The following is a 20,168-nucleotide window of genomic DNA, read 5'->3' on the forward strand; positions in this document are numbered from 1 at the left end:
ACCACGACCGCCGGAACCCCGGGCCCGACCACCGCGACCACCGCGGATCCCAGCACCGAGGAGCTCGTCGCCACCATCTACCGGGACGGCATCGTCGCCCGGAAGGGCGCGTTCAGCCCCGAGTGGGCCGACCGGCTCCGCGAGGACATCGAGACCGCCTTCGAGGAGGCCCGCTCCCGCCCCGACGGCGCGGTGGGCCGCGGCCCGAACCGCTACTACGTGGAGATCCACCCCGAGCAGATGCGCGGGTTCGTCGACCTCGTCGACCACCCGTGGGTGCGCCAGGTGTGCACCGGCGTCCTCGGCGAGGACTACGAGATCGTCGAGCTCGGCTTCGACGTCCCCTTCGCCGGCGCCGTGAACCAGCCCTGGCACCGCGACTTCCCCGCCCCCGAGGAGACGAAGCGCGACCGGCGCCTGACCTCCCTGGCCTTCAACCTCACCGCGGTCGACACCGAGGAGGACATGGGTCCCTTCGAGGTCGCCCCCGGCACCCAGTTCGACGACGGGTCGCAGTTCGAGCACGAGATGTTCCCCGACAAGTCCGTCTACGGCCGCTACGAGGAACTGGCCGTGCGCAAGTACCCCCAGCGCGGCGACGTCTCCGCCCGCTCCGCCCTGACCATCCACCGCGGGACGAGGAACCTCTCGCAGAAGTCGCGGCCCGTGCTCGTCCTCGGCGTCGACGCCCCCGGCGCCGGCAACGCCGAGCACCACGACATGGCCGTGACGAAGCAGTACTGGGAGCGCCTGCCCGAGCGGGTCAAGGCCCACCTGCACTGCCCCGTGGTGGACGAGCTCACCCCCATCACGCAGAAGCACACCATCGAGGGCCTGGTCATGGGCGAGGCCTGAGCGGCCCCCCGCCGGCCACCCGCGAGCGGGGTTCCGGCGGGGGTTCCCGTTGCCGCCGGACGGGGGTTCCCGGCCCCTCCCCCGGGGGTGCGGGGGCGCGCTCGGGGGCCGGTCGGAGCGCCCGCGACTGCTAGTGTCCTCGGGTTCCGAATCCCCCCACCGCCCGCGAGGAGTCCCCGTGGCAGCTGCCGACCACCCCCCGAGCGGACCCGCCGCCACGACGACGACCGCTCCCCCGGGGAAGGGTCTGCAGCCCGGCGCGCTGGGGTTGTGGGGCAACACCGTGATCGGCCTCGGCGCGACCGCCCCGGCCTACAGCCTGGCCGCCACCCTGGGGTACGTCGTCCTCGCCGTGCACGACAAGGCGCCGGCGATGTTCCTCGTCGCGTTCGCCCCGATGCTGCTGGTGGCGCTGGCCTACCGGGAACTGAACCGGGCGGCGCCGGACTGCGGGACGACGTTCACCTGGGGCACGAAGGCCTTCGGCCCGTGGGTGGGCTGGATGGGCGGCTGGGGGGTCGCGGTTTCCGCGATCATCGTCCTCGCCAACGTCGCGGAGATCTCCGCGGTGTACACGCTCCGGTTCCTCGGGCTCGACGCCGCCGCCGACCACCTGGTGCTGCGGACCGCGCTGGGCCTGGTGTTCATCGTGGGCATGACCTGGATCAGCTACCGCGGGATCACGATCTCCGAGAAGCTGCAGAACGTCTTCATCGTCGTGCAGCTGGCGGTGCTGGGGATCGTCGCGCTGGGCGCGCTGTACCTGGTGTACTCCGGCGGCGCCGGGGACCAGGCCGTCCGCCCGCAGTGGGACTGGTTCAGCCCGTTCGGGGTGAGCGGTTCGGCCCTGGCCGAGGCGGTGATCCTCTGCATCTTCATCTACTGGGGGTGGGACGCCTGCCTCGCGGTGAGCGAGGAGACGAAGGACGCGGACCGGACCCCGGGCCGGGCGGCGCTGCTGGCGACGGTGATCCTGCTCGTCACCTACGTCCTGGTGGCGGTGGCGGTGCAGGCCTACGCCGGTTTCGGGACGACGGGCATCGGGCTGGCCAACGAGGAGAACGCCGACGACGTCCTCACCCTCCTGGGCGAACCCGTCGGCGGGGCGGTGGTGTCCGGTGCGCTGCTGATCACCGTGGCGATCTCGGCGGCGTCCTCCACGCAGACGACGATCCTGCCCACGGCCCGCGGGACGCTGTCGATGGCGGTCTACGGGGCGCTGCCGCAGCGGTTCGCGAAGGTCCACCCGCGGTTCCGGACCCCCTCGTTCGGCACCCTGGTCATGGGCGCGGCGGCGGTGGTGTTCTACGTGGTGCTGAGCCTGGTGAGCCAGAACGCCCTGCAGGACTCGATCGCCTCCCTCGGCCTGGCCGTCGCGTTCTACTACGGGATCACCGCGTTCGCGTGCGTCTGGTACTTCCGCCGGACCCTGAACCGCTCCGCGCGCGACTTCCTGCTGCGCGGGTTGCTCCCGGCGCTGGGCGGGCTGGCGATGCTGTGGGCGTTCGCGCAGAGCTGCGTGGACATGCTCGACCCGGAGTACGGGTACACGGCCTTCGGCTCCTGGGGCGGGGTGTTCGTCATCGGCGTGGGGATGCTGGCCCTCGGGGTCCCGCTGATGCTGCTGTGCGCGGTGCGGCTGCGGCCGTTCTTCCAGGGCCGCACCCTGGACGCCAGCACCCCGATCCTCGTCCCGGAGACGGGGGAACCGCCCATCGGCGGTCTGTGACCCCCCTGCGGCTCGCCGCACCGGCGGGTCACGCGACGACGCGCTGGACCTCCAGCGCGTCGTCGAGCACGACCGCTCCCCCGCGCGCGCCCGGTTCCAGGTGCCCGACGTCGCCGCGCCCGAGCAGGGCGGCCGGGGTCGCGGTGAGCGCCGCGAGGGCGTCGTCGAGGTCGAGGCCCGCGACGGTCACGGCGTGGCGCAGGGCGCGGTCCAGCGTCAGGGTGCTGCCGGCGATGGTGCCGCCGTCCGCGAGGCGGGCCACCCCCGCGACGACGTCGACGTCGAGGTCGCCGAGGCGGTAGCGCCCGTCCGCGGAGCCGGCGGCGGCCATCGCGTCGCTGACGAGCGCGACCCGCCCGCGCCCGGCCCGGCGGGCGGCCAGCGAGAGCACCAGCGGGTCCAGGTGCACGCCGTCGGCGATGAGCTCGACGGTGACCCGCTCGTCCTCCAGCAGCACCCCGGCCGGGCCGGGGGCGCGGTGGTGCAGCGGCGGCATGGCGTTGAACAGGTGGGTGGCCAGGCGGGCGCCGGCGTCGACGGCGCGCCGGGTCAGGGCGGCGTCGGCGTCGGTGTGGCCGAGGGCCGCGACCGCCCCCGCGCCGGCGGTCCGGGCCACCGCGGCCAGGCCGCCGGGCCGTTCCGGGGCGAGGGTGACCACGCGCACCAGCCCGGTGCCCAGCAGCCGGTCGAGGTCGGCGGGCTCGGGGTCGCGCAGCAGCGCGGGGTCGTGCGCGCCGTGGTGGGCGGGGCTGAGCCAGGGGCCCTCCAGGTGCACCCCCGCGAGCAGCCCGTCGGCGACGAGGTCGGCGTAGGCGGCCAGCGTCGCGGCGAGCTCGTCGACGGGGCGGGTCACGAGGCTGGCGACGAGGGTCGTGGTGCCGTGGGCGCGGTGGGTGGCGGCGACGAGGGCCGCGTCCTCGACGGACCCGCCGAAGCCGGCCCCGCCCCCGCCGTGGCAGTGCACGTCGACGAAGCCGGGGACGACGTGCGCGCCGGTGACCGTCTCGTCGGCGGCCGGGGCGGGCCCGTCCCCGGCCCGCAGGACCTCGGCCCCGCGCAGCAGCACCCAGCCGTCGGGCAGCGTCCGCCGCCCGGTGCGGACGCTCCCCCGGGCGAGGACGGTCCTCACCGGGTCTCGGTGACCTTGCGCAGGCCCCGCGGGGCGTCGGGGTCCAGCCCGCGGGCCACCGCCATCTCCAGCGCCAGGCGCTGCAGCGGCACGATCTGCACCACCGGCGCGAGGTCCTCCGGCATCCCCGCCGGCAGGTCGAGTCGCACGGTGGCGTCGGGGGCCACCCCGCCGGGCGCCACCGCGCACACGTCCGCGCCGCGTTCGGCCAGCGCCGCCAGCACCGGGGCCATCGCCTCCCCGCCGCGCCCCTGCGGCACGACCGCGATGACGGGGCGGTCCGCGTCGACCATCGCCAGCGGCCCGTGCATGAGGTCGGCGGCGGAGAACGCCTGGGCGGAGAGGTAGGAGGTCTCCATCAGCTTCAGCGCCGCCTCCCGCGCGGTGGGGTAGGAGTACCCGCGCGCGGTGAGCACCAGGCGGTCCACGAACCGGTAGCGGGTCGCGACCTCCACCACGTCGCCCGCGTCCACGGCCCGCGCCAGCCACCCCGGCACCGCGCCCGCCGGGGCGAGGTCACCCCCGCGCCAGCTCGTCACCAGCAGCCACAGGGTCAGCAGCTGCGCGGTGTAGCTCTTGGTCGCGGCCACCGCCAGCTCCGGGCCGGCGTGGACGTCGAGGTGGTGCTCGGCGGCTGCGGCCAGCGGGGAGGCGGGGTTGTTGGTGACGGCCAGGGTGATCGCCCCGGCCCGGCGGGCGGCGGCGGTGGACTCCACCAGGTCCGGGGAGCCGCCGGACTGGCTGATGCTGATCCACAGCACCCCGGTCAGGTCGGGGGTGGCGCCGTAGACGGTGAGGGTCGAGGTGGAGGTCAGCCCGCAGGGCAGGCCGAGGCCGACCTCGACGAGGTACTTGGCGTAGAGGGCGGCGTGGTCGCTGGTGCCGCGGGCGGTGAGCAGCACCGCGCGCGGGGCGGCGTCGCGGATCAGCCCCGCGAGGCGGGTGACCTCGCTGCCCGCGCCGGCGGCGGTGGTGAGGATCCCCTCGGCCACCGCGGGCTGCTCGGCGATCTCGGAACGGACCAGGTGTCCCCGGGGGGTGCTCACGCGCGGCTCCAGTCGGTGCGGAGGGGTGTGAAGGAAGTTGACACGACCGTAGCCGGTGATGAAAGTTCTCACCAGACCCTTCCGGACGGAGACCCGTGACCGCACCCGAGCCCGCGCACCTGCACGCCCACCTGCTGGCCGCCGTCCCCTCCGCGACCGCGTCCGGCGCCCGGGTCCTGCAGGCCCTGCTCGCCGACCCCGCCGGCGCCGCGCAGCTCACCGTCACCGACCTCGCCCGGCGCACCTCCACCAGCGAGGCCACCGTCGTGCGCACGGCCCGCTCCCTGGGCTTCGCCGGCTACCCGCAGCTGCGCCTCGCCCTGGCCGCCGCCGGCGCCCACCACGAACCCGCCGCCCTGCTCACCGGCTCCCTGGAGGACACCGCCGACCTCGCGACGGTCGTGGCCACGCTCGCCGCCGTGGAGACCGAGGCCGTCGCGGCCACCGCCCGCACCCTCGACGTCGCCGCCCTGGCCGCCGCGGCCGACGCCGTGCACGCCGCCCGCGTCGTCGACTGCTACGGCATCGGCGCCTCGGGCCTGCTGGCCGCCGACTTCGACCACAAGGCCGCCCGGGTCGGGCTGGTGACCCGGCTGCGCACCGAGGGGCACGCCGCGCTGGTGAGCTCCGCGCTGCTGGGACCGGGCGACGCGGCCCTCGCCGTCAGCCACTCCGGGCGCACGCCCGACCTCGTCGGCTCCGCCCGGCAGGCCCGCGAGCGGGGCGCCGCGGTCATCGCGGTGACGAGCTCCCCGGGGTCCCCGCTGGCCGCGGCGGCTGACCACGTGCTCGTCGCGACCGGGCGCGAGACCGCCTACCGCGCCGGCGCGATGGCCAGCCGCGCGAGCTCCCTGCTCGTGCTGGACTGCCTCTACGTCGCCGTCGTGCAGCGGCTGGGCCCCGCCGCGACCGCGGCCCTGCGCGGGACCTACCGCGCGGTGGAGGGGTCCCGGGCCGCGCCCGCGGACCCGCCCGGCTCCCGCTGACCCCGCCCGCGGCGTCAGGCGGTCCCGGGGCGCGCCCACAGCTGCACGCGCACCTGGCCGTGCTCCGCGTCGAAGCGCAGGGACCGCCCGGTGCGGACCGCCGCCGAGGACGCCGGGAAGACGACCTCCCAGGGGTCGTTGAGCCGGATCCCCACCAGCCACACCCGTGACCGGCCCGCCAGCACCGCGGCGCGCTCGCCGTCGGGCACCTCGTCCCCCCCGATGGACACGCTGACGGGGGTGTCCCGGCGCAGCAGGACGTCGTCGAGACCGAGCCCGGGGGGCAGGTGGAGGCGCGCCATCGGCCGGGTCGTGTTGCCCAGGTAGACCACCGCGTCCCCGGGACGGGCCCGGGCGGCCAGGTCCCGGGCCGCCGAGGGCATGTCGTCGACGACGTAGGGCTGCCGGCGCACCTCGGCCAGGTGCGGGACCTGGGCCACCAGCAGCAGCGCCGCGGCCAGCCCCGCGACGAGCGCGCGCCGGGCGCTCCCCCGCCCCGCGACCGCCGCCACCCCCAGCCCGCAGAGGACCGCCACCCCCGGCGCGGCGGCCGTGGCGTAGCGGGGCTCGAACAGCTGCCCCCCGAGGGCGGAAGCGGCGTTCGCCGCCACGGGCGCCGCGACCCACGCCGCGGTGAACAGCGCCTCGAACCGGCCGCGCCCGCCCGCCCGTCCCGACCGGGCGAGGAGCCCGGCCCCGCACAGCACGGCGAGCACCACCAGCGCCACCGTCCCCCCGGCGACGGAGTGCCACAGCCCCAGCGTGCGGGAGAGCACCGGGAAGTCGTCGCCGATGCGGTTGGGCGCCTGCCCGAAGCCGACGGCCACCATGGCCAGGGTCACCAGCACGAGGGGGACGGCCCCCAGCAGGACGCGACGGCGCCGCGCCGCCGCGGGGCGCAGGAGCACGACGGCGACGAGCGCGGCGCACGCCGGCGCCCCGCTCAGCACGTGCAGGGCCGCGGCCGCCGTCGACGCCCCCACCCACAGCAGCAGCCAGCGGCCCCGGGGCCGCTCCCGGTCGCGCAGCAGGCCGTAGGCCGCCGCGGTCACGCACAGCACGACCACCGGGTAGGGGCGGGCCTCCTGGCTGTGCTCGACGAGCACCGGGAGCAGCGCGGCGCACAGCCCCGCGCCCACCCCCGCCGCGGCCCCCCCGACCGGGCCCCGCAGCCGCCGGGCGCACCCCGCGACCAGGCCCACGGCCACCACGGCCGCCACGGCCCCGGGCAGCCGCAACCACGCCGCGCTCTGCGACACCTGCACCCACGGGTGCACGAGGGCGTACCACGGGCCCAGGCCCGCGTCGGTGACCCGCAGGCCCCGCAGCATCACCGCCGGCTCCCGGACGGCGGTGGCCAGGGTGTAGATCTCGTCGCGCCACAGGGGTTTCGCGTCGTAGCGCCACGCGGTGGCCGCGAGCGCGACCGCGACCGGCAGCGCCCACCACCAGGCGGCCGCGACCCGGCGCGGGAGGCGGCCCCGCCGGGCACCGGCCGGGCGGACCGGGCGGACGGTCGGGGCGGCGGTTCGGGGCACGCAGGCACCGTAGGGGAACCCGCGGGGCGCGGGGCGTCGCCGGGTCCGGGCGCGCGCGGCGCGTCCCCGCCGCGGTGGTGGTTCGCTGGGGCCACCCGACGGAGGAGGAACCCCGTGCTGATCGTCCTGTCCGGCCTGCCCGGCAGCGGCAAGACCACGCTGGCCCGCGCGCTCGCCGCCGGCGGCGCCGTCCACCTGCGCCTGGACACCGTCGAGCAGGCCCTCGTCGACGCGGGCGTCCAGACCCACCCGGTCGGACCCGCCGGCTACCAGGTCCTGCGCGCCCTCGCCGGGGACCTGCTGCGGCAGGGGCGGACGGTGGTGGCCGACACCGTGAACCCGCTGCCCCTGACCCGCGACCTGTGGCGGCAGGTCGCCCGGGACGCCGGGACGGGGTTCCGCGACGTCGAGGTCGTGTGCTCCGACCCCGCCCGGCACGAGGCCCGCGTGCGCGGGCGGGAGAGCGACATCCCGGGGTGGCCGCAGCCGACGTGGGAGCAGGTGCGGGAGTGGGGCTTCACCCCGTGGACGGGGGAACGCCTCGTCCTGGACACCGCCACCGCCGACCCCGCCGACCTGGCCCGCGCCGTGCTGGCGGGGTCGGTCCCGTGAGGGCGGGGGTCAGCCCGTGAGGCTCGCGGCGTCGGGGTGGCCGAACAACCCCGGCAGCCCGCCGCTGTGCAGCAGGACCGTGCGCTGCCCGGGACGGATCTCGCCCTGCTCCACCGCGGTCAGCAGCCCCGCGGCGGCGCGGCCGGTGTAGACGGGGTCCAGGACGATCCCCTCGGTGCGCGCGACCAGCGTCAGCGCCTGCCGCACCCGCGCGGTGAGCACGCCGTAGCCGGCGCCGACCTCGTCGCGGCGCAACCGCAGGGCCCCGGGCGCGGGGGTCCCGTCCTGCGCGGCCAGACCGGCGGCGAACCCGCGCACCCGCTGCTCGGGGTCGTCCACCGCGCCGGTGTCGACCCCGAGGACGCGGTGCGCGCCGAGGGCGTGCACGAGCCCGGCCATGGTCCCCCCGGAACCGACGGCGACCACGACCACGTCGAGGTCGGGGACCTGCTCCAGCAGCTCGGCCCCCGCGTCGACGTAGCCGCGGGCCCCGAGCACGCTGGAACCGCCGAAGGGCACGACCGCGACCCCACCCGCGCCGTCGCCGGCCCGCAGGTCCTCGGCCTCCGCCTCGACCCGGGCCGCCAGCTCGCCGGGGCTGACGTCGCCGGCCCAGACGATCCGGGCGCCCAGCAGCGCGTCGAGCAGCAGGTTCCCGCCCGGGGCCGCGGGGGGCGACCCCTCCAGCACGAGCACGACGTCCAGGCCGAGGCGCGCACCGGCGGCGGCGGTGAGGCGGGCGTGGTTGCTCTGCGGCGCGCCGCTGGTGACCACCGTCCGCGCCCCCTCCGCCAGGGCCGCGCCGAGGGTGCGCTCCAGCTCGCGGACCTCGTTGCCCCCGCCGGCCAGGCCGACGAGGTCGTCGCGCTTGACCAGCAGGTCGCCGGGTCCGAGGCCGATCGCCGCGGCCAGGCGGGGCGCGGCCTCCACCGGCGTCGGCCAGGTGCCCAGGACGGTGCGGTCGTCTCGCGGTGCCACGGCGCCACCGCAGCCACCGGCGGGGACCGCCCGCCGGGACCGCCGGGACTACTGTCCTGACCGTGGTCCGCGCGCTGCTCACCGACGAGGGTTCCCGGCGCGCCGCGGCCACCGACCGCTCCGGGCACCGACCCGCGACCCTCCCCGACGCGGTGGTGCGCGCCACCACCGTCGAGGAGGTCGTGGAGACCCTGCGCTGGGCCACCGCCTCCCGCACGCCGGTGGTCCCCCGCGGCGCCGGGACGGGGCTGGCCGGCGGGTCCAGCGCGCGGGCGGGCGAGGTCGTCCTCGACCTGTCCGGGATGGACCGGATCGTGGCGGTGCGCCCCGACGACCAGGTCGCCGTGGTCGAGCCCGGGGTGCTGACCGCCGACCTCGACGCCGCCGCGGGCGAGCACGGCCTGTTCTACGCCCCCGACCCGGCGAGCGCGGCGATCTCCTCCATCGGGGGGAACATCGCCACCAACGCCGGGGGCCTGCGGTGCGCGAAGTACGGCGTGACCCGCGAGGCCGTCCTCGGCCTCGACCTCGTCCTCGCCGACGGCCGCCGCGTCACGACCGGCCGCCAGACGGTCAAGGGCGTGGCCGGCTACGACCTCACCGGCCTCGTCGTCGGCTCGGAGGGGACCTTGGCCGTCGTCGTGGGCGCGACCCTGCGGCTGCGCCCGCGCCCCGCCGCGACGGCCACCCTCGCCGCGCACTTCGACGGCCTCGTCGCCGCGGCGGCCGCGTCCGCGGCCCTCACCGCGGCAGGTCTGCAGCCCTCGGTGCAGGAGCTCGTCGACGCCGCCGGCCTGGAGGCCGTCGACGCGGCCCGCGGCACCGCCCTGCGCTCGCGGGGCGCCGCCCTGCTCCTCGTGCAGTGCGACGGCCACGGCGCGCGGACCGAGATCGACGCCGTGGCCGGCGTGCTCGCCCCGTTCGCGACGTCCTGGCGCGCCACCGCCGACCCCATGGAGGCCGAGGAGCTCCTCGCCGCCCGCCGCGCCGTGCTGCCCGCCCTGGAGCGCACCGGCGACGTGTTCATCGAGGACGTCGCGGTCCCCCGCTCGCAGCTCGCCGCGGCCGTGGCCGGCGTCCAGGCGATCTCGGCCCGCACGGGGGTGCGGATCGCGACCGTGGCCCACGCCGGGGACGGGAACCTGCACCCGGTCGTCGTCGTGGAGCGCGGCACCCCGGTCACCGAGGGGGCGCCGTGGGAGGCGGCCTGCGCGGTGTTCGACCTCGCCCTGGCCCTGGGCGGGACGCTGACCGGCGAGCACGGCGTCGGGCTGCTCAAGCGCACCTGGCTGCACCGCGAGCTCGGCGAGGACTCCCTGGCGCTGCAGCGCGGGATCAAGGCGGTGTTCGACCCGCTGGGGATCCTCAACCCGGGCAAGGGGATCTGAGACCCCGGCCGCCGCCCGGACCGCTCGCGCGACCCGGACCCTGTTTGCATGTTCATGCAGTGCGGTGCATGATTCACCGCATGTCCAAGGTGCTCACGTCCCTGCCCGCCGGCGAACGCGTCGGCATCGCCTTCTCCGGCGGTCTCGACACCTCCGTCGCCGTGGCGTGGATGCGGGAGAAGGGCGCGGTGCCCTGCACCTACACCGCCGACATCGGGCAGTACGACGAACCCGACATCGACTCCGTGCCCGGCCGCGCCGGGGCCTACGGCGCGGAACTGGCCCGGCTGGTGGACTGCCGCGCGGCGCTCGTCGAGGAGGGCCTGGCCGCCCTGACCACCGGCGCGTTCCACATCCGCTCCGCGGGGCGCAGCTACTTCAACACCACGCCCCTGGGCCGCGCCGTCACCGGCACCCTGCTGGTGCGCGCGATGCTGGAGGACGACGTCCAGATCTGGGGCGACGGGTCCACCTACAAGGGCAACGACATCGAGCGGTTCTACCGCTACGGCCTGCTCGCCAACCCCTCCCTGCGGATCTACAAGCCGTGGCTGGACGCCGGGTTCGTCGCCGAGCTCGGCGGGCGCAAGGAGATGTCGGAGTGGCTGCAGGCGCGCGACCTGCCCTACCGCGCGAGCACCGAGAAGGCGTACTCCACCGACGCGAACATCTGGGGCGCCACCCACGAGGCCAAGCGGCTGGAGCACCTCGACGTCGGCGTCGAGCTCGTCGAGCCCATCATGGGCGTGCGGTTCTGGGACCCCGAGGTCGAGATCGCCCCCGAGGACGTGAGCATCGGGTTCGAGCAGGGCCGGCCGGTCTCGATCAACGGCGCGACCTTCGAGAGCGCCGTCGACCTCGTCCTGGAGGCCAACGCCATCGGCGGCCGGCACGGGCTCGGCATGTCCGACCAGATCGAGAACCGCATCATCGAGGCCAAGAGCCGCGGCATCTACGAGGCCCCGGGCATGGCGCTGCTGCACGCCGCCTACGAGCGCCTCGTCAACGCCATCCACAACGAGGACACCGTCGCCAGCTACCACAACGAGGGCCGTCGCCTCGGGCGCCTCATGTACGAGGGCCGCTGGCTGGACCCGCAGGCCCTCATGCTCCGGGAGTCCCTGCAGCGCTGGGTCGGCAACGCCGTCACCGGCACCGTCACCCTGCGCCTGCGCCGCGGGGAGGACTACTCGATCCTCGACACGCAGGGCCCGGCGTTCAGCTACCACCCCGACAAGCTGTCCATGGAGCGCACCGAGGACTCCGCCTTCGGCCCCGTGGACCGCATCGGCCAGCTGACGATGCGCAACCTCGACATCGCCGACTCCCGCGCCAAGCTGGAGCAGTACGCCGGGATGGGCATGGTCGGCAGTTCCCAGGTCAGCCTCATCGGCGCCCTGGAGTCCGGGGGCGCGGAGGCGATCGCCTCGCGCGGGGAGAGCAGCGGGGACGAACTGCTGGACCGCGCCGCGATGGAGTCCGGCACCGACTGACGCCGGCGGGGACCGGTCGCCGTCAGGGCTGGACGGTGACCGGTTCCGCGTCGCAGATGCGCAGCAGTTCCGCGTACGTCGTGGGGAACACCGTGCGCGGGGTCCCCGCCGCGGCCCACACGACGTCGTAGCGCAGCAGGTCCACGTCGACGACGGTCCGCAGGTGGGTGGGGTGCCCCACCGGCGCCACCCCGCCGATCGGCTGCCCCGTCGCCGCCCGCACCGCCGCGGCGCCGGGACGGGTGAGTTCGCGCGCCCCCAGCACGGCGGCGGTGTGCTCGGGGTCCACCCGGTGCGCCCCGCTGGTCAGCACCAGGACGGGGTCGCCGTCGGCGAGGAACAGCAGGCTGCTCGCGATCGCCCCCACCGGGCACCCCAGCGCCCCGGCCGCCTCGGCCGCGGTGCGCGCCGGGGCCGTCAGCTCCACGACCTCCGGCTCCGCCCCGGCCGCGCGCAGGGCCTCCGACACGACTTCGGCGTTGCGGTGCACGCGGGCTCCCGAGCTCGTGGTCCTAGGTGTCCTGGCGGTCCTGGTCCGTCGGCGAGGAGTGGAGCAGGCCGCTGCGCAACCCGATCGACACCGCCTCGGCGCGGGAGGACGCACCCAGCTTGGCGAAGATGCGGGAGACGTGCACGCTGGCGGTCTTCTCGGCCATGAACAGCTGCTCCCCGACCTGGCGGTTGGTGCGTCCCGCGGCCAGCAGGTCCAGGACCTGCAGCTCCCGGGCGGTCAGCGGACCGCGCCCCGGGGAGGCGCTCGCGCGCACCCGGCGGGCCAGGTCCTCCAGCACCGCCGAGAGCGGGACCGCGCGCAACCGCGAGGCCGCCCGCCGCGCCTCGTCGAGGGCGAGCAGCCCCTCCTCGCGCAGACCGGCCGCCGCGCACGCCTCGGCCAGCCGCCAGCGGCAGCGCGCCAGCTCGAGGACGTCACCGCCGGTGAACCCCTCCACCGCCGCCCGCCAGGCCGTGACCTGCTCCGGCGCGGGCACCCCCCGGGCCCGGGCGACCTCGGCGTGCAGGACCGCCACCCAGGCGCGGCCCTCCGGCCCCAGGACGCCCGCGCGGGGCTGCCCGACGGCCACGAGGTCGAGGACCCGGGCGCGCACACGTTCCACGAGCGGGTCGTCACCGCGGCCGGCGTCGGCCAGGGCGGCCACGGCCAGCGCCCCCAGGCGCAGCCCCAGCAGGTGGGAGGGGTGCTCGACGCCGCGGAAGCTGGACAGCGCCGCGACGAGCACCTCGGCCGCGGCCGCGGGCTCACCGCGCCAGCGCAGCACCTCGGCCCGGGCGAGGGCCGCGGACAGCCCCTCGTCGGGGTCGTCCAGCCACGCCGGGTCGAGCGCGGCCAGGGCCTCCTCGAACGCCCCGCGCGCGGCCAGCACCCGGGCCGCGACCACCCCGACGGCCGTCGCGACCTGCGGCGGCGCCTGCGGGCCGACGGCGCGGGCCTGGCGCAGGGCCCGGTCGAACTCCCCGCCGGCGGCGCTCGCGGTCACCTGCAGGGACAGCAGCTGCATGCCGTAGGGCGCCCAGGTCAGGCCCACCGAGGCCGCCCAGGCGCAGGAGTCGTCGAGGACCTGCGTGGCCCCGGGCAGGTCGCCGCGGTCGTAGCGGTCGGCGGCGCGGTTGTAGCGGGCCCGCAGCGCGGTCTCGAGGTGGCCGGCCCGCTCGGCCGCGCGCGCGGCGCGTGCGAAGAGGGCGTCGGCGTCGGCCAGCGCCCCGGCGAGGTTGTCCAGCCCGCCGAGGGTGGTGAGGGCGTCGGCCTCGGCGCCGGCGAGACCGCCCGCGGCGGCCAGGGCCAGCGCGCGCTCGGCCTCGCGGCGGGACTCCGCGAACCGGTCCAGGTGCAGGAAGCACCGGGCGGCGATCGCGGTCGCCCAGCAGACCGCCGGCGCCGCCGCGGGGTCCTCGCCCCCGCGCCGCTGCGCCGCGTGCGCCTGCTCCAGGGCCTCCTCGTCGCGGTCGCAGGCCCACAGCGCCGCCGCGCACTGGCGGTGGACCTCGGCGGCGACGGCGGGCGCGGCGTCGGCGGGCAGCAGGTCCACGGCCCCGCGGGCCAGCAGGGCCGAGCGGGCGGGGTCCCCGGCGGTGCGGCCAGCTCCGAGGCGCGCACGGTGAGGGCCATCAGGGTGGTCCCGGTGCACGCGGCGGCGTCGGGCACCGCGTCCCACAGCGGCAGCGCCTCCTCGACGTGGTGCCAGGCCTCGGCGGGGGCCCGCAGCCGTTCGGCCTCGTCGGCGGCGGCGATCCCGGCGACCAGCGCCCCCGCGAGGTCGTGGCTGCGCCGGGCGTGGTGGGCGAGCTCGGCGGCCGAGGCGAGGGGGCGCCCGGCCGCGGCGGAGTCGGCGACGACCCGGGCGAAGGCGGCGTGCAGGCGCACCCGCTCCCCCGGCAGCAGGTCCTCGTAGACGGCCTCGTGCAGCAGGGCGTGGTGGAAGGCGTAGCCGTCCTGGCCGTCGACGTCGAGGACGCCGGCGGTGACGGCGGCCCGGACCGCCCGCTCGACGTCGTCCTCGCCGGCCCCCGTGGCCGCGCGCAGCAGGTCGTGGCGGACGCGGCGGCCCCCGACGGCGGCGGCGCGGACGAGGTCGGCGACCTCGGCGGGCAGCGACTCGACCCGCCCGATCACCACGTCGGCCAGCGCGCTGGGCAGCCGGCCGTCGCGGCCGGGACCGGCGAGCAGGAGCTCCGCGGCGTAGTAGGCGTTGCCCTCGGCGCGCTGGTGGATCCGCCGCAGGGTCGCGGGGTCGGGGTCGTGCCCGGCCAGGGCGCGCAGGAACCTCCGCATCTCGTCCACGTCGAAGGGGTTGAGGACGACGCGGCGCACCGCCGGGAGGCGGGCCAGCTCGGCCAGGACCGGGCGCAGCGGGTGCCGGCGGTGCAGGTCGTCGGTGCGGACGGTGGCGACGACCAGCAGGCGCTCCCCGCGCAGCCGGCGCAGCAGGAAGGTCAGCAGGCCGAGGCTGGCGCCGTCGGCCCAGTGCAGGTCCTCGAGGACCAGCAGGACCTCGTTCTCGCGGGCGGCGGCGGCCAGGACCCCGGCGACGGCGTCGAAGAGCTGCAGCTGCGACAGGCCGGGCTCCCCGGGCCCGGGGCGGTCCCCGAACCACCAGTCCTGCGCGGCGCTGCGGCGCAGCGGTTCGAGGGCCTCGACGAAGGGCAGGTAGGGCAGGGCCCCGCTCCCGGCGGAGGCGCAGTGGCCGACGAGGACGGTGCCGCCGCGGGCCCGGGCGCGGTCGGCGAGCTCGGCGACGAGCCGGGACTTGCCCACCCCGGCGTCGGCCTCGACGAGCACGGCGCCGGAGGTGCCGGCCCGGGCGTCGTCGAGGGCGCGCTCGAGGGCGTCGAGCTCGGGGGCGCGCCCGACGAGCTCGGGCGCGCGGGGGCCCCCGGCGGCGGGCGGCAGGACGGGCACGCCCGTCATCGTGGCACCGGCCGCGGGGGCGCGCGGCGGTGCGGGGCTCACGCCCGGCGCCGCCACCACCGCCGGCGGGGCGCTTCCCGCCGGCGGCGGGCGGCGCGCAGTTCGCGCACGAGGTGCTCGCGGGCGGCGAGGGCCAGGGCCTCCTCCCGGCGGAGGGCGAGGCCCTGGTGCAGTTCCCAGTCGAGCGCGGTGAGGTCCATGCCGACGACGCTCGCGCTGAGGGGGTGGCGGTGGCGTCCGGCGTTCACGTCGTCCCGGCGCGCTCCGTCCGCCTTAGTTACGTACAGTCCGTAAGGTGCGACGCATCGTGGCGGGGCGTGGACCAGGACGGTCGATCTCGGCGGCTCGCCGCGCCCCCGACCCGCGCGGGGGCCACCATCGACGGGTGACCGTCTGGACGTCGTTCATGGACCTCGTGCACCTCATCGGTGCCCTGGGGTGCCTCGTCCTGACCGGGGGCTTCGCCGCCGACGGCGAACCCGCGCGCGCGGTGTTCTACGGGCTGCTCACCATGGCCTTCGCGGTGGCCCTGGCCCACCGCCGCGCGCGCCCCCGGGTCCTCGACCTGCGCGAGACCCCGGCCGAACGCGCCGCCGCCCCCCTCGGGCGGACCACCGGCTCCCGCTGAGGGACCGCTACGGTCGGGCCGTGAACGCGATCACCACCGGCCCGGCCCTGCTCGACGCCGTGCACGTGGGGCCGATGGACAACGTCGCCTACCTCGTCACCTGCCGCCGCACCGGCCGGCGGGCGCTCGTCGACGCCGCCGCCGAACCCGCCACGCTGCTCGACCTCGTCGGCGGCGACCTCGACCTCGTCGTCACCACCCACCGCCACCACGACCACGTGGGGGCGCTCGCCGCCGTCGTCGAGGCCACCGGCGCGCGCACCGCGGCCGGCGACGCCGACGCCGACCACCTGCCCCTGCCGGTGCAGCAGCGCCTGCACCACGGCGACGTCCTCCACGTCGGCGACGTGCCGCTGGAGGTCGTCCACCTGCGCGGGCACACCCCCGGGTCGGTCGCGCTGGTGCTGTGCGACCCGCAGGGGCCCGACCACGTCCTCACCGGCGACTCGCTGTTCCCCGGCGGGGTCGGCAACACCCGCGGCGACGCCGCCGCCTTCGCGCAGCTGCTCGACGACGTCACCGCGCGGCTCTTCGACGTGCTCGACGACGACACCGTCGTCCACCCCGGCCACGGGGCGCCGACGACGATCGGCGCCGAGCGCCCCGCCCTGCCGGAGTGGCGCGCCCGCGGCTGGTGAGGCCCGGGGCCTCCTCAGCCGACCGCGTGGACCCGGTCCGCGGCGACGGTGACGACGACCCGCGTCTGGTCCCGCCCGCCGAACCAGGGGTAGGGGCCGCCGAGGTACTTCTGCGCCAGCGCCTCGATGCCCTCCTCCCCGCCCTCGGTGGTCACCGACACGACCCGCCCGCGCACGGCGAAGTAGCGGCTGGGGTTCGCCGGGTCGGCGACGGTGACGGCCACCCGCGGGTCGCGCTGCACGTTGCGCAGCTTCTGGAACCCCTCGACGGTGTTGATGACGATGTTCGTGCCGTCGGTGTCCACCCAGGTCTGGGTGAGCTGCGGGGAGCCGTCGGGCATGGTCGTGGCGACGTAGCAGGTGGCGCGATCGCGCAGGAGGGTCAGGAGTTCCTCGGGCAGGTCCATGCCGGGCACGCTACGGGCCGGGGTCGGGGCGGGCCGGGGTCAGGGTGGGCCGCCGCGTCCGCGCGCACCCGGCGAGCACGTCCGCCCAGCAGCGCAGCGCCTCCACCCCGCCGTCCTCCTGCTCCGACGCGCCGTAGGAGCCGAGGGGGCCGACGATGGACGACGTGGTCGCCACCCTCGTCTGCCTGCACGCCCTCGGCGGGAGCCGCCGCGCCTTCGACGCGCTGACGCACGAGCTGGCCGGGGAGTTCGACGTCCTCGCCCTGGACCTGCCCGGCTCCGGGGAGGCCCCCGTCGAGCTCGGGACCTCGGTGCAGGAGATGGCCGACCACGTCGTCCGGCAGGTCCCGGCCCTCCTCGGCGGCTCGCGGGAGTGGGTCCTGCTGGGGCACGGCGCGGGCGGGAAGATCGCCTCGGTGGTCACCGCGCAGGCCGTGGCCGGCGACCTCCCGGTGCCGTCGGGGGTCGTGCTGCTGGCCGCCTCCCCGCCCGGCCCCGAGCCGATGGCGGAGGAGCAGCGCGCGCGGATGCTGTCGTGGGTGGCCGACGGGGCGATGGACGCGGCCGCGGTCACCGAGTTCGTCGCCACCCGCGTCGGGGGCCCGCTGGGGCTCGCCGAGGCCGAACGGGTCGTGGCCGACCTGCTGCGCACCTCCCCCGCGGCGTGGCGGGACTGGCTGGAGCGGGGGTCGCGCGAGGACTGGTCGCAGCGGGTCGGGGTCCTCGACGTCCCGGCCCTCGTCGTGGCCGGCGGGGCGGACCCCGACCTCGGGGAGGACGTCCAGCGCCGGCTCAACGGCGCGGTCTACCCCCGCGCGACGTTCCGGACGCTGGCGGGGGCGGGCCACCTGCTGCCGCTGGAGCGTCCGCGCGAGGTCGCCGCCGTGCTCAGAGCTTCTCGACCGGCGCGTACCTGAGCAGCAGCCGCTTGACGCCCTCGGAGCGGAAGTCGATGTGGGCGATGGTCTTGTCCCCCTCGCCCTCCACCCGCACGACGGTGCCGAGCCCGAAGGAGTCGTGGGTGACGCGGTCGCCGGGGTTGAGGGCGATCACCGGGCGGCTGCCCGCCGAGCGGACCCCCGGCCGCTGCGCGACCCGCGTCGAGGCCGACGTGGAGGTGACGTCCTGGAACGCGGACTCCCCACGCTTCCAGTCCACCAGCGTCGCCGGGACCTCGTCGAGGAACCGCGACGGCGGGTACTGCTGCGGGGCGCCCCACGCGCTGCGCACCGCCGAGCGCGAGAGGTAGAGGCGTTCCCGGGCCCGGGTGAGCCCGACGTAGGCCAGCCGGCGCTCCTCGGCCAGCTGGTCCGGGTCGCCCAGGGAGCGGGTGTGCGGGAAGGTCCCGTCCTCCATCCCGGTGAGGAAGACGACGGGGAACTCCAGGCCCTTGGCGGTGTGCAGGGTCATGAGGGTGACGACGCCGTCGTCCTCGGCCCCCACGGGGATCTGGTCGGCGTCGGCGACCAGCGAGACGCGTTCGAGGAAGTCCGACAGGGTGCCCTCGGGGTTCTCCTCGGAGAACTCCTCGGCCACGGCGACGAGCTCGGAGAGGTTCTCCACCCGCGACTCGTCCTGCGGGTCGGCGCTGGCGCGCAGCTCGGCGAGGTAGCCGGTCTGCTCCAGCACGGCCTCCAGCACCACGGAGGGCGCGGCGCCGGACTCGGCCAGGGTGCGCAGGTCCGCGATCAGCTGCGCGAAGCCCTTGATCGCGTTGAGCGAGCGGGACACCAGTCCGATCGCCTCGTCGGCGCGCTCCAGGGCGGCGTTGAAGCCGATCCGCTCCCGGTCGGCGAGCACGACGAGCGCGGCCTCGGCGCGCTCGCCGATCCCGCGCTTGGGGACGTTGATGACCCGGCGCAGGTTCACGGTGTCGTCGGGGTTGTCCAGGACGCGCAGGTACGCGACGGCGTCCTTGACCTCCCGGCGCTCGTAGAAGCGGGTCCCGCCGACCACCTTGTAGGGCAGGCCGGTGCGGATGAAGACCTCCTCCAGCGAGCGCGACTGCGCGTTCGTCCGGTAGAAGACCGCGACGTCCTTGTACTTCAGCGCCCCCGCGTCGTGGAGGCGGTCGACCTCCTCGGCCACGAACGCGGCCTCGTCGTGCTCGTCGTCGGCGACGTAGCCGACGATCTGCTCGCCCGCGCCCGCGGCCGTCCAGAGGTTCTTGGGCCGGCGGTCGTCGTTGAGCTTGATGACCTCGTTGGCGGCGGTGAGGATGTTCTGCGTGGAGCGGTAGTTCTGCTCCAGCAGCACCGTCGTCGCGTCGGGGTAGTCCTGCTCGAACTCGACGATGTTGCGGATCGTGGCGCCGCGGAAGGCGTAGATCGACTGGTCGGCGTCGCCGACGACGGTGAGCTCCCCGCGCGGGACGGGGCCCTCGCCGGTGCCGACGAGCTCCTTCACCAGCACGTACTGGGCGTGGTTGGTGTCCTGGTACTCGTCGACGAGGACGTGGCGGAACCGGCGGCGGTAGTGCTCGGCGACGTCGGGGAAGGCCTGCAGCAGGTGGACCGTGGACATGATGAGGTCGTCGAAGTCCATCGCGTTGGCCTGCCGCAGCCGCTGCTGGTACGTCCGGTAGACCCGCGCGAGGACGCGCTCGGTCTCGGTGCCGCCCTCGGAGTTCGCCCGGTCGAAGAACGTCTCCTCGTCGACGAGCTCGTTCTTGAGGTTGGACACCATGGCCGCCATCGCGCGCGGCGCGTGCTTCTTGGGGTCCAGGTCCAGCTCGCGCCCGACCATCGCCATCAGCCGCTGGGAGTCGGCGGAGTCGTAAATCGAGAACGACGTCCGCATCCCCAGGTGGGTGGCCTCGCGGCGCAGGATCCGCACGCAGGCGGAGTGGAACGTGGAGACCCACATGCTGCGCGCACCCATGCCCACGACGTCGCCGACGAGGGCGCCGACGCGTTCGCGCATCTCGGCGGCGGCCTTGTTGGTGAAGGTGATCGCGAGGACCTCCCCCGGCGTGGCGCGCCCGCGGGCCAGCAGGTACGCGATGCGGTGGGTGAGCACCCGCGTCTTGCCCGACCCGGCGCCGGCGACGATGAGCAGCGGGGACCCGGCGTGCTCGACGGCCTGGCGCTGCTGGGGGTTCAGCCCGACCAGCAGCGCGTCCGGGTCGGCCCCCCGGCGCGGGGCCGGCGCGGGGGCCGGGTCGCCGCTCGAGGAGGGGCCCAGCGGGAGGTCGTCGAAGAGAGTGCTCATCGTGGGTCAAGGGTATGCCTCGGTCCCGACACATCCCGCCCGCGCGCGCTCCGGCGGCCTGGTCCGATCCGGTCCAGGGTGGACCACTCCGGTCCACCCTGGTCTAC

The 20,168-nt window shown here is 76.7% G+C and carries 19 protein-coding genes and 1 pseudogene; 9 read left to right on the forward strand and 11 right to left on the reverse strand.

What is annotated here, in order from left to right; genetic code table 11:
* Positions 1-75: 75 nt before the first annotated feature.
* Together KRAD_RS07235 and KRAD_RS07240 are read left to right on the forward strand one after the other, a co-directional pair.
* Positions 76-855, forward strand: coding sequence for a phytanoyl-CoA dioxygenase family protein (locus KRAD_RS07235; RefSeq protein ID WP_420812237.1), 780 nt, complete (start codon positions 76-78; stop codon positions 853-855).
* A gap of 178 nt (positions 856-1,033) precedes the next feature.
* Positions 1,034-2,584, forward strand: coding sequence for an APC family permease (locus tag KRAD_RS07240; RefSeq protein ID WP_012084891.1), 1,551 nt, complete (start codon positions 1,034-1,036; stop codon positions 2,582-2,584).
* A 28-nt stretch (positions 2,585-2,612) separates the two neighbouring features.
* Here the strand turns inward: KRAD_RS07240 and KRAD_RS07245 are convergent, their stop codons facing one another.
* Entirely contained in the window at positions 2,613-3,713 is a 1,101-nt protein-coding gene (locus KRAD_RS07245; protein WP_012084892.1) for an N-acetylglucosamine-6-phosphate deacetylase, read from the reverse strand.
* Positions 3,710-4,759 carry an SIS domain-containing protein gene (locus KRAD_RS07250; RefSeq protein ID WP_012084893.1) on the reverse strand — a complete coding sequence of 350 codons (1,050 nt, stop codon included), beginning with the start codon at positions 4,757-4,759 and terminating at the stop codon, positions 3,710-3,712. Before KRAD_RS07250 ends, KRAD_RS07245 begins: the two co-directional genes overlap by 4 nt.
* Positions 4,760-4,854: 95 nt before the next feature.
* Between KRAD_RS07250 and KRAD_RS07255 the strand changes: the two genes are divergently transcribed.
* On the forward strand, positions 4,855-5,745 hold the full coding sequence (locus tag KRAD_RS07255) for a MurR/RpiR family transcriptional regulator (protein WP_012084894.1): 891 nt from the start codon (positions 4,855-4,857) through the stop codon (positions 5,743-5,745).
* Positions 5,746-5,759: 14 nt separating this feature from the next.
* Here KRAD_RS07255 and KRAD_RS07260 read toward each other — a convergent pair whose 3' ends face one another.
* Complete coding sequence (locus tag KRAD_RS07260; protein ID WP_041291956.1) at positions 5,760-7,283, reverse strand: glycosyltransferase family 39 protein; 1,524 nt, start codon at positions 7,281-7,283, stop codon at positions 5,760-5,762.
* Positions 7,284-7,391: 108 nt separating this feature from the next.
* On the opposite strand from KRAD_RS07260, the pseudogene KRAD_RS07265 reads away from it, so the two are divergent.
* Positions 7,392-7,895 (forward strand): annotated as a pseudogene (locus KRAD_RS07265) (P-loop nucleotide/nucleoside kinase family protein); the annotation flags it as partial.
* Between the two features lie 9 nt (positions 7,896-7,904).
* Here the strand turns inward: KRAD_RS07265 and KRAD_RS07270 are convergent.
* Entirely contained in the window at positions 7,905-8,873 is a 969-nt protein-coding gene (locus KRAD_RS07270; RefSeq protein ID WP_012084897.1) for a D-cysteine desulfhydrase family protein, read from the reverse strand.
* 62 nt (positions 8,874-8,935) lie between these two features.
* On the opposite strand from KRAD_RS07270, the gene KRAD_RS07275 reads away from it, so the two are divergent.
* Together KRAD_RS07275 and argG are read left to right on the forward strand one after the other, a co-directional pair.
* Positions 8,936-10,261 carry an FAD-binding oxidoreductase gene (locus KRAD_RS07275; RefSeq protein WP_012084898.1) on the forward strand — a complete coding sequence of 442 codons (1,326 nt, stop codon included), beginning with the start codon at positions 8,936-8,938 and terminating at the stop codon, positions 10,259-10,261.
* 80 nt (positions 10,262-10,341) lie between these two features.
* On the forward strand, positions 10,342-11,754 hold the full coding sequence (gene argG / locus KRAD_RS07280) for an argininosuccinate synthase (RefSeq protein WP_012084899.1): 1,413 nt from the start codon (positions 10,342-10,344) through the stop codon (positions 11,752-11,754).
* 22 nt (positions 11,755-11,776) lie between these two features.
* On the opposite strand, the gene KRAD_RS07285 is transcribed toward argG, so the two are convergent.
* Genes KRAD_RS07285 through KRAD_RS25615 form a run of 4 tightly spaced genes read right to left on the reverse strand, consistent with a single transcriptional unit; the run spans position 11,777 to position 15,378 of the window.
* Complete coding sequence (locus KRAD_RS07285) at positions 11,777-12,244, reverse strand: YbaK/EbsC family protein (protein WP_012084900.1); 468 nt, start codon at positions 12,242-12,244, stop codon at positions 11,777-11,779.
* A 22-nt stretch (positions 12,245-12,266) separates the two neighbouring features.
* Positions 12,267-13,298: a helix-turn-helix transcriptional regulator gene (locus KRAD_RS25015; protein ID WP_162145134.1), complete on the reverse strand. Its 1,032-nt coding sequence runs from the start codon at positions 13,296-13,298 to the stop codon at positions 12,267-12,269.
* On the reverse strand, positions 13,289-15,169 hold the full coding sequence (locus tag KRAD_RS24080; protein WP_162145135.1) for an ATP-binding protein: 1,881 nt from the start codon (positions 15,167-15,169) through the stop codon (positions 13,289-13,291). Before KRAD_RS24080 ends, KRAD_RS25015 begins: the two co-directional genes overlap by 10 nt.
* Positions 15,170-15,216: 47 nt before the next feature.
* A complete protein-coding gene (locus KRAD_RS25615; protein WP_157873526.1) occupies positions 15,217-15,378 on the reverse strand; it encodes a hypothetical protein in 162 nt (53 codons plus the stop codon).
* Positions 15,379-15,563: 185 nt separating this feature from the next.
* On the opposite strand from KRAD_RS25615, the gene KRAD_RS07300 reads away from it, so the two are divergent.
* Both KRAD_RS07300 and KRAD_RS07305 read left to right on the forward strand, forming a co-directional pair.
* Positions 15,564-15,806, forward strand: a complete 243-nt coding sequence (locus KRAD_RS07300; RefSeq protein ID WP_041291958.1) for a hypothetical protein — start codon at positions 15,564-15,566, stop codon at positions 15,804-15,806.
* Between the two features lie 20 nt (positions 15,807-15,826).
* A complete protein-coding gene (locus KRAD_RS07305) occupies positions 15,827-16,444 on the forward strand; it encodes an MBL fold metallo-hydrolase (RefSeq protein WP_012084903.1) in 618 nt (205 codons plus the stop codon).
* A gap of 14 nt (positions 16,445-16,458) precedes the next feature.
* Here KRAD_RS07305 and KRAD_RS07310 read toward each other — a convergent pair whose 3' ends face one another.
* Together KRAD_RS07310 and KRAD_RS25920 are read right to left on the reverse strand one after the other, a co-directional pair.
* Positions 16,459-16,851, reverse strand: a complete 393-nt coding sequence (locus tag KRAD_RS07310) for a PPOX class F420-dependent oxidoreductase (protein ID WP_041292833.1) — start codon at positions 16,849-16,851, stop codon at positions 16,459-16,461.
* Between the two features lie 10 nt (positions 16,852-16,861).
* Positions 16,862-17,026, reverse strand: coding sequence for a hypothetical protein (locus KRAD_RS25920; RefSeq protein WP_157873527.1), 165 nt, complete (start codon positions 17,024-17,026; stop codon positions 16,862-16,864).
* Here KRAD_RS25920 and KRAD_RS07315 point away from each other — a divergent pair.
* Entirely contained in the window at positions 17,007-17,768 is a 762-nt protein-coding gene (locus tag KRAD_RS07315; RefSeq protein WP_012084905.1) for an alpha/beta fold hydrolase, read from the forward strand. The genes KRAD_RS25920 and KRAD_RS07315 overlap by 20 nt on opposite strands.
* Here the strand turns inward: KRAD_RS07315 and pcrA are convergent.
* On the reverse strand, positions 17,740-20,061 hold the full coding sequence (gene pcrA / locus KRAD_RS07320; protein ID WP_012084906.1) for a DNA helicase PcrA: 2,322 nt from the start codon (positions 20,059-20,061) through the stop codon (positions 17,740-17,742). The two genes, KRAD_RS07315 and pcrA, sit on opposite strands and share 29 nt — an antisense overlap.
* Positions 20,062-20,168: the final 107 nt, after the last annotated feature.

This window comes from Kineococcus radiotolerans SRS30216 = ATCC BAA-149 (assembly GCF_000017305.1).
In the GTDB taxonomy this organism is placed as follows: Bacteria; Actinomycetota; Actinomycetes; order Actinomycetales; family Kineococcaceae; genus Kineococcus; species Kineococcus radiotolerans.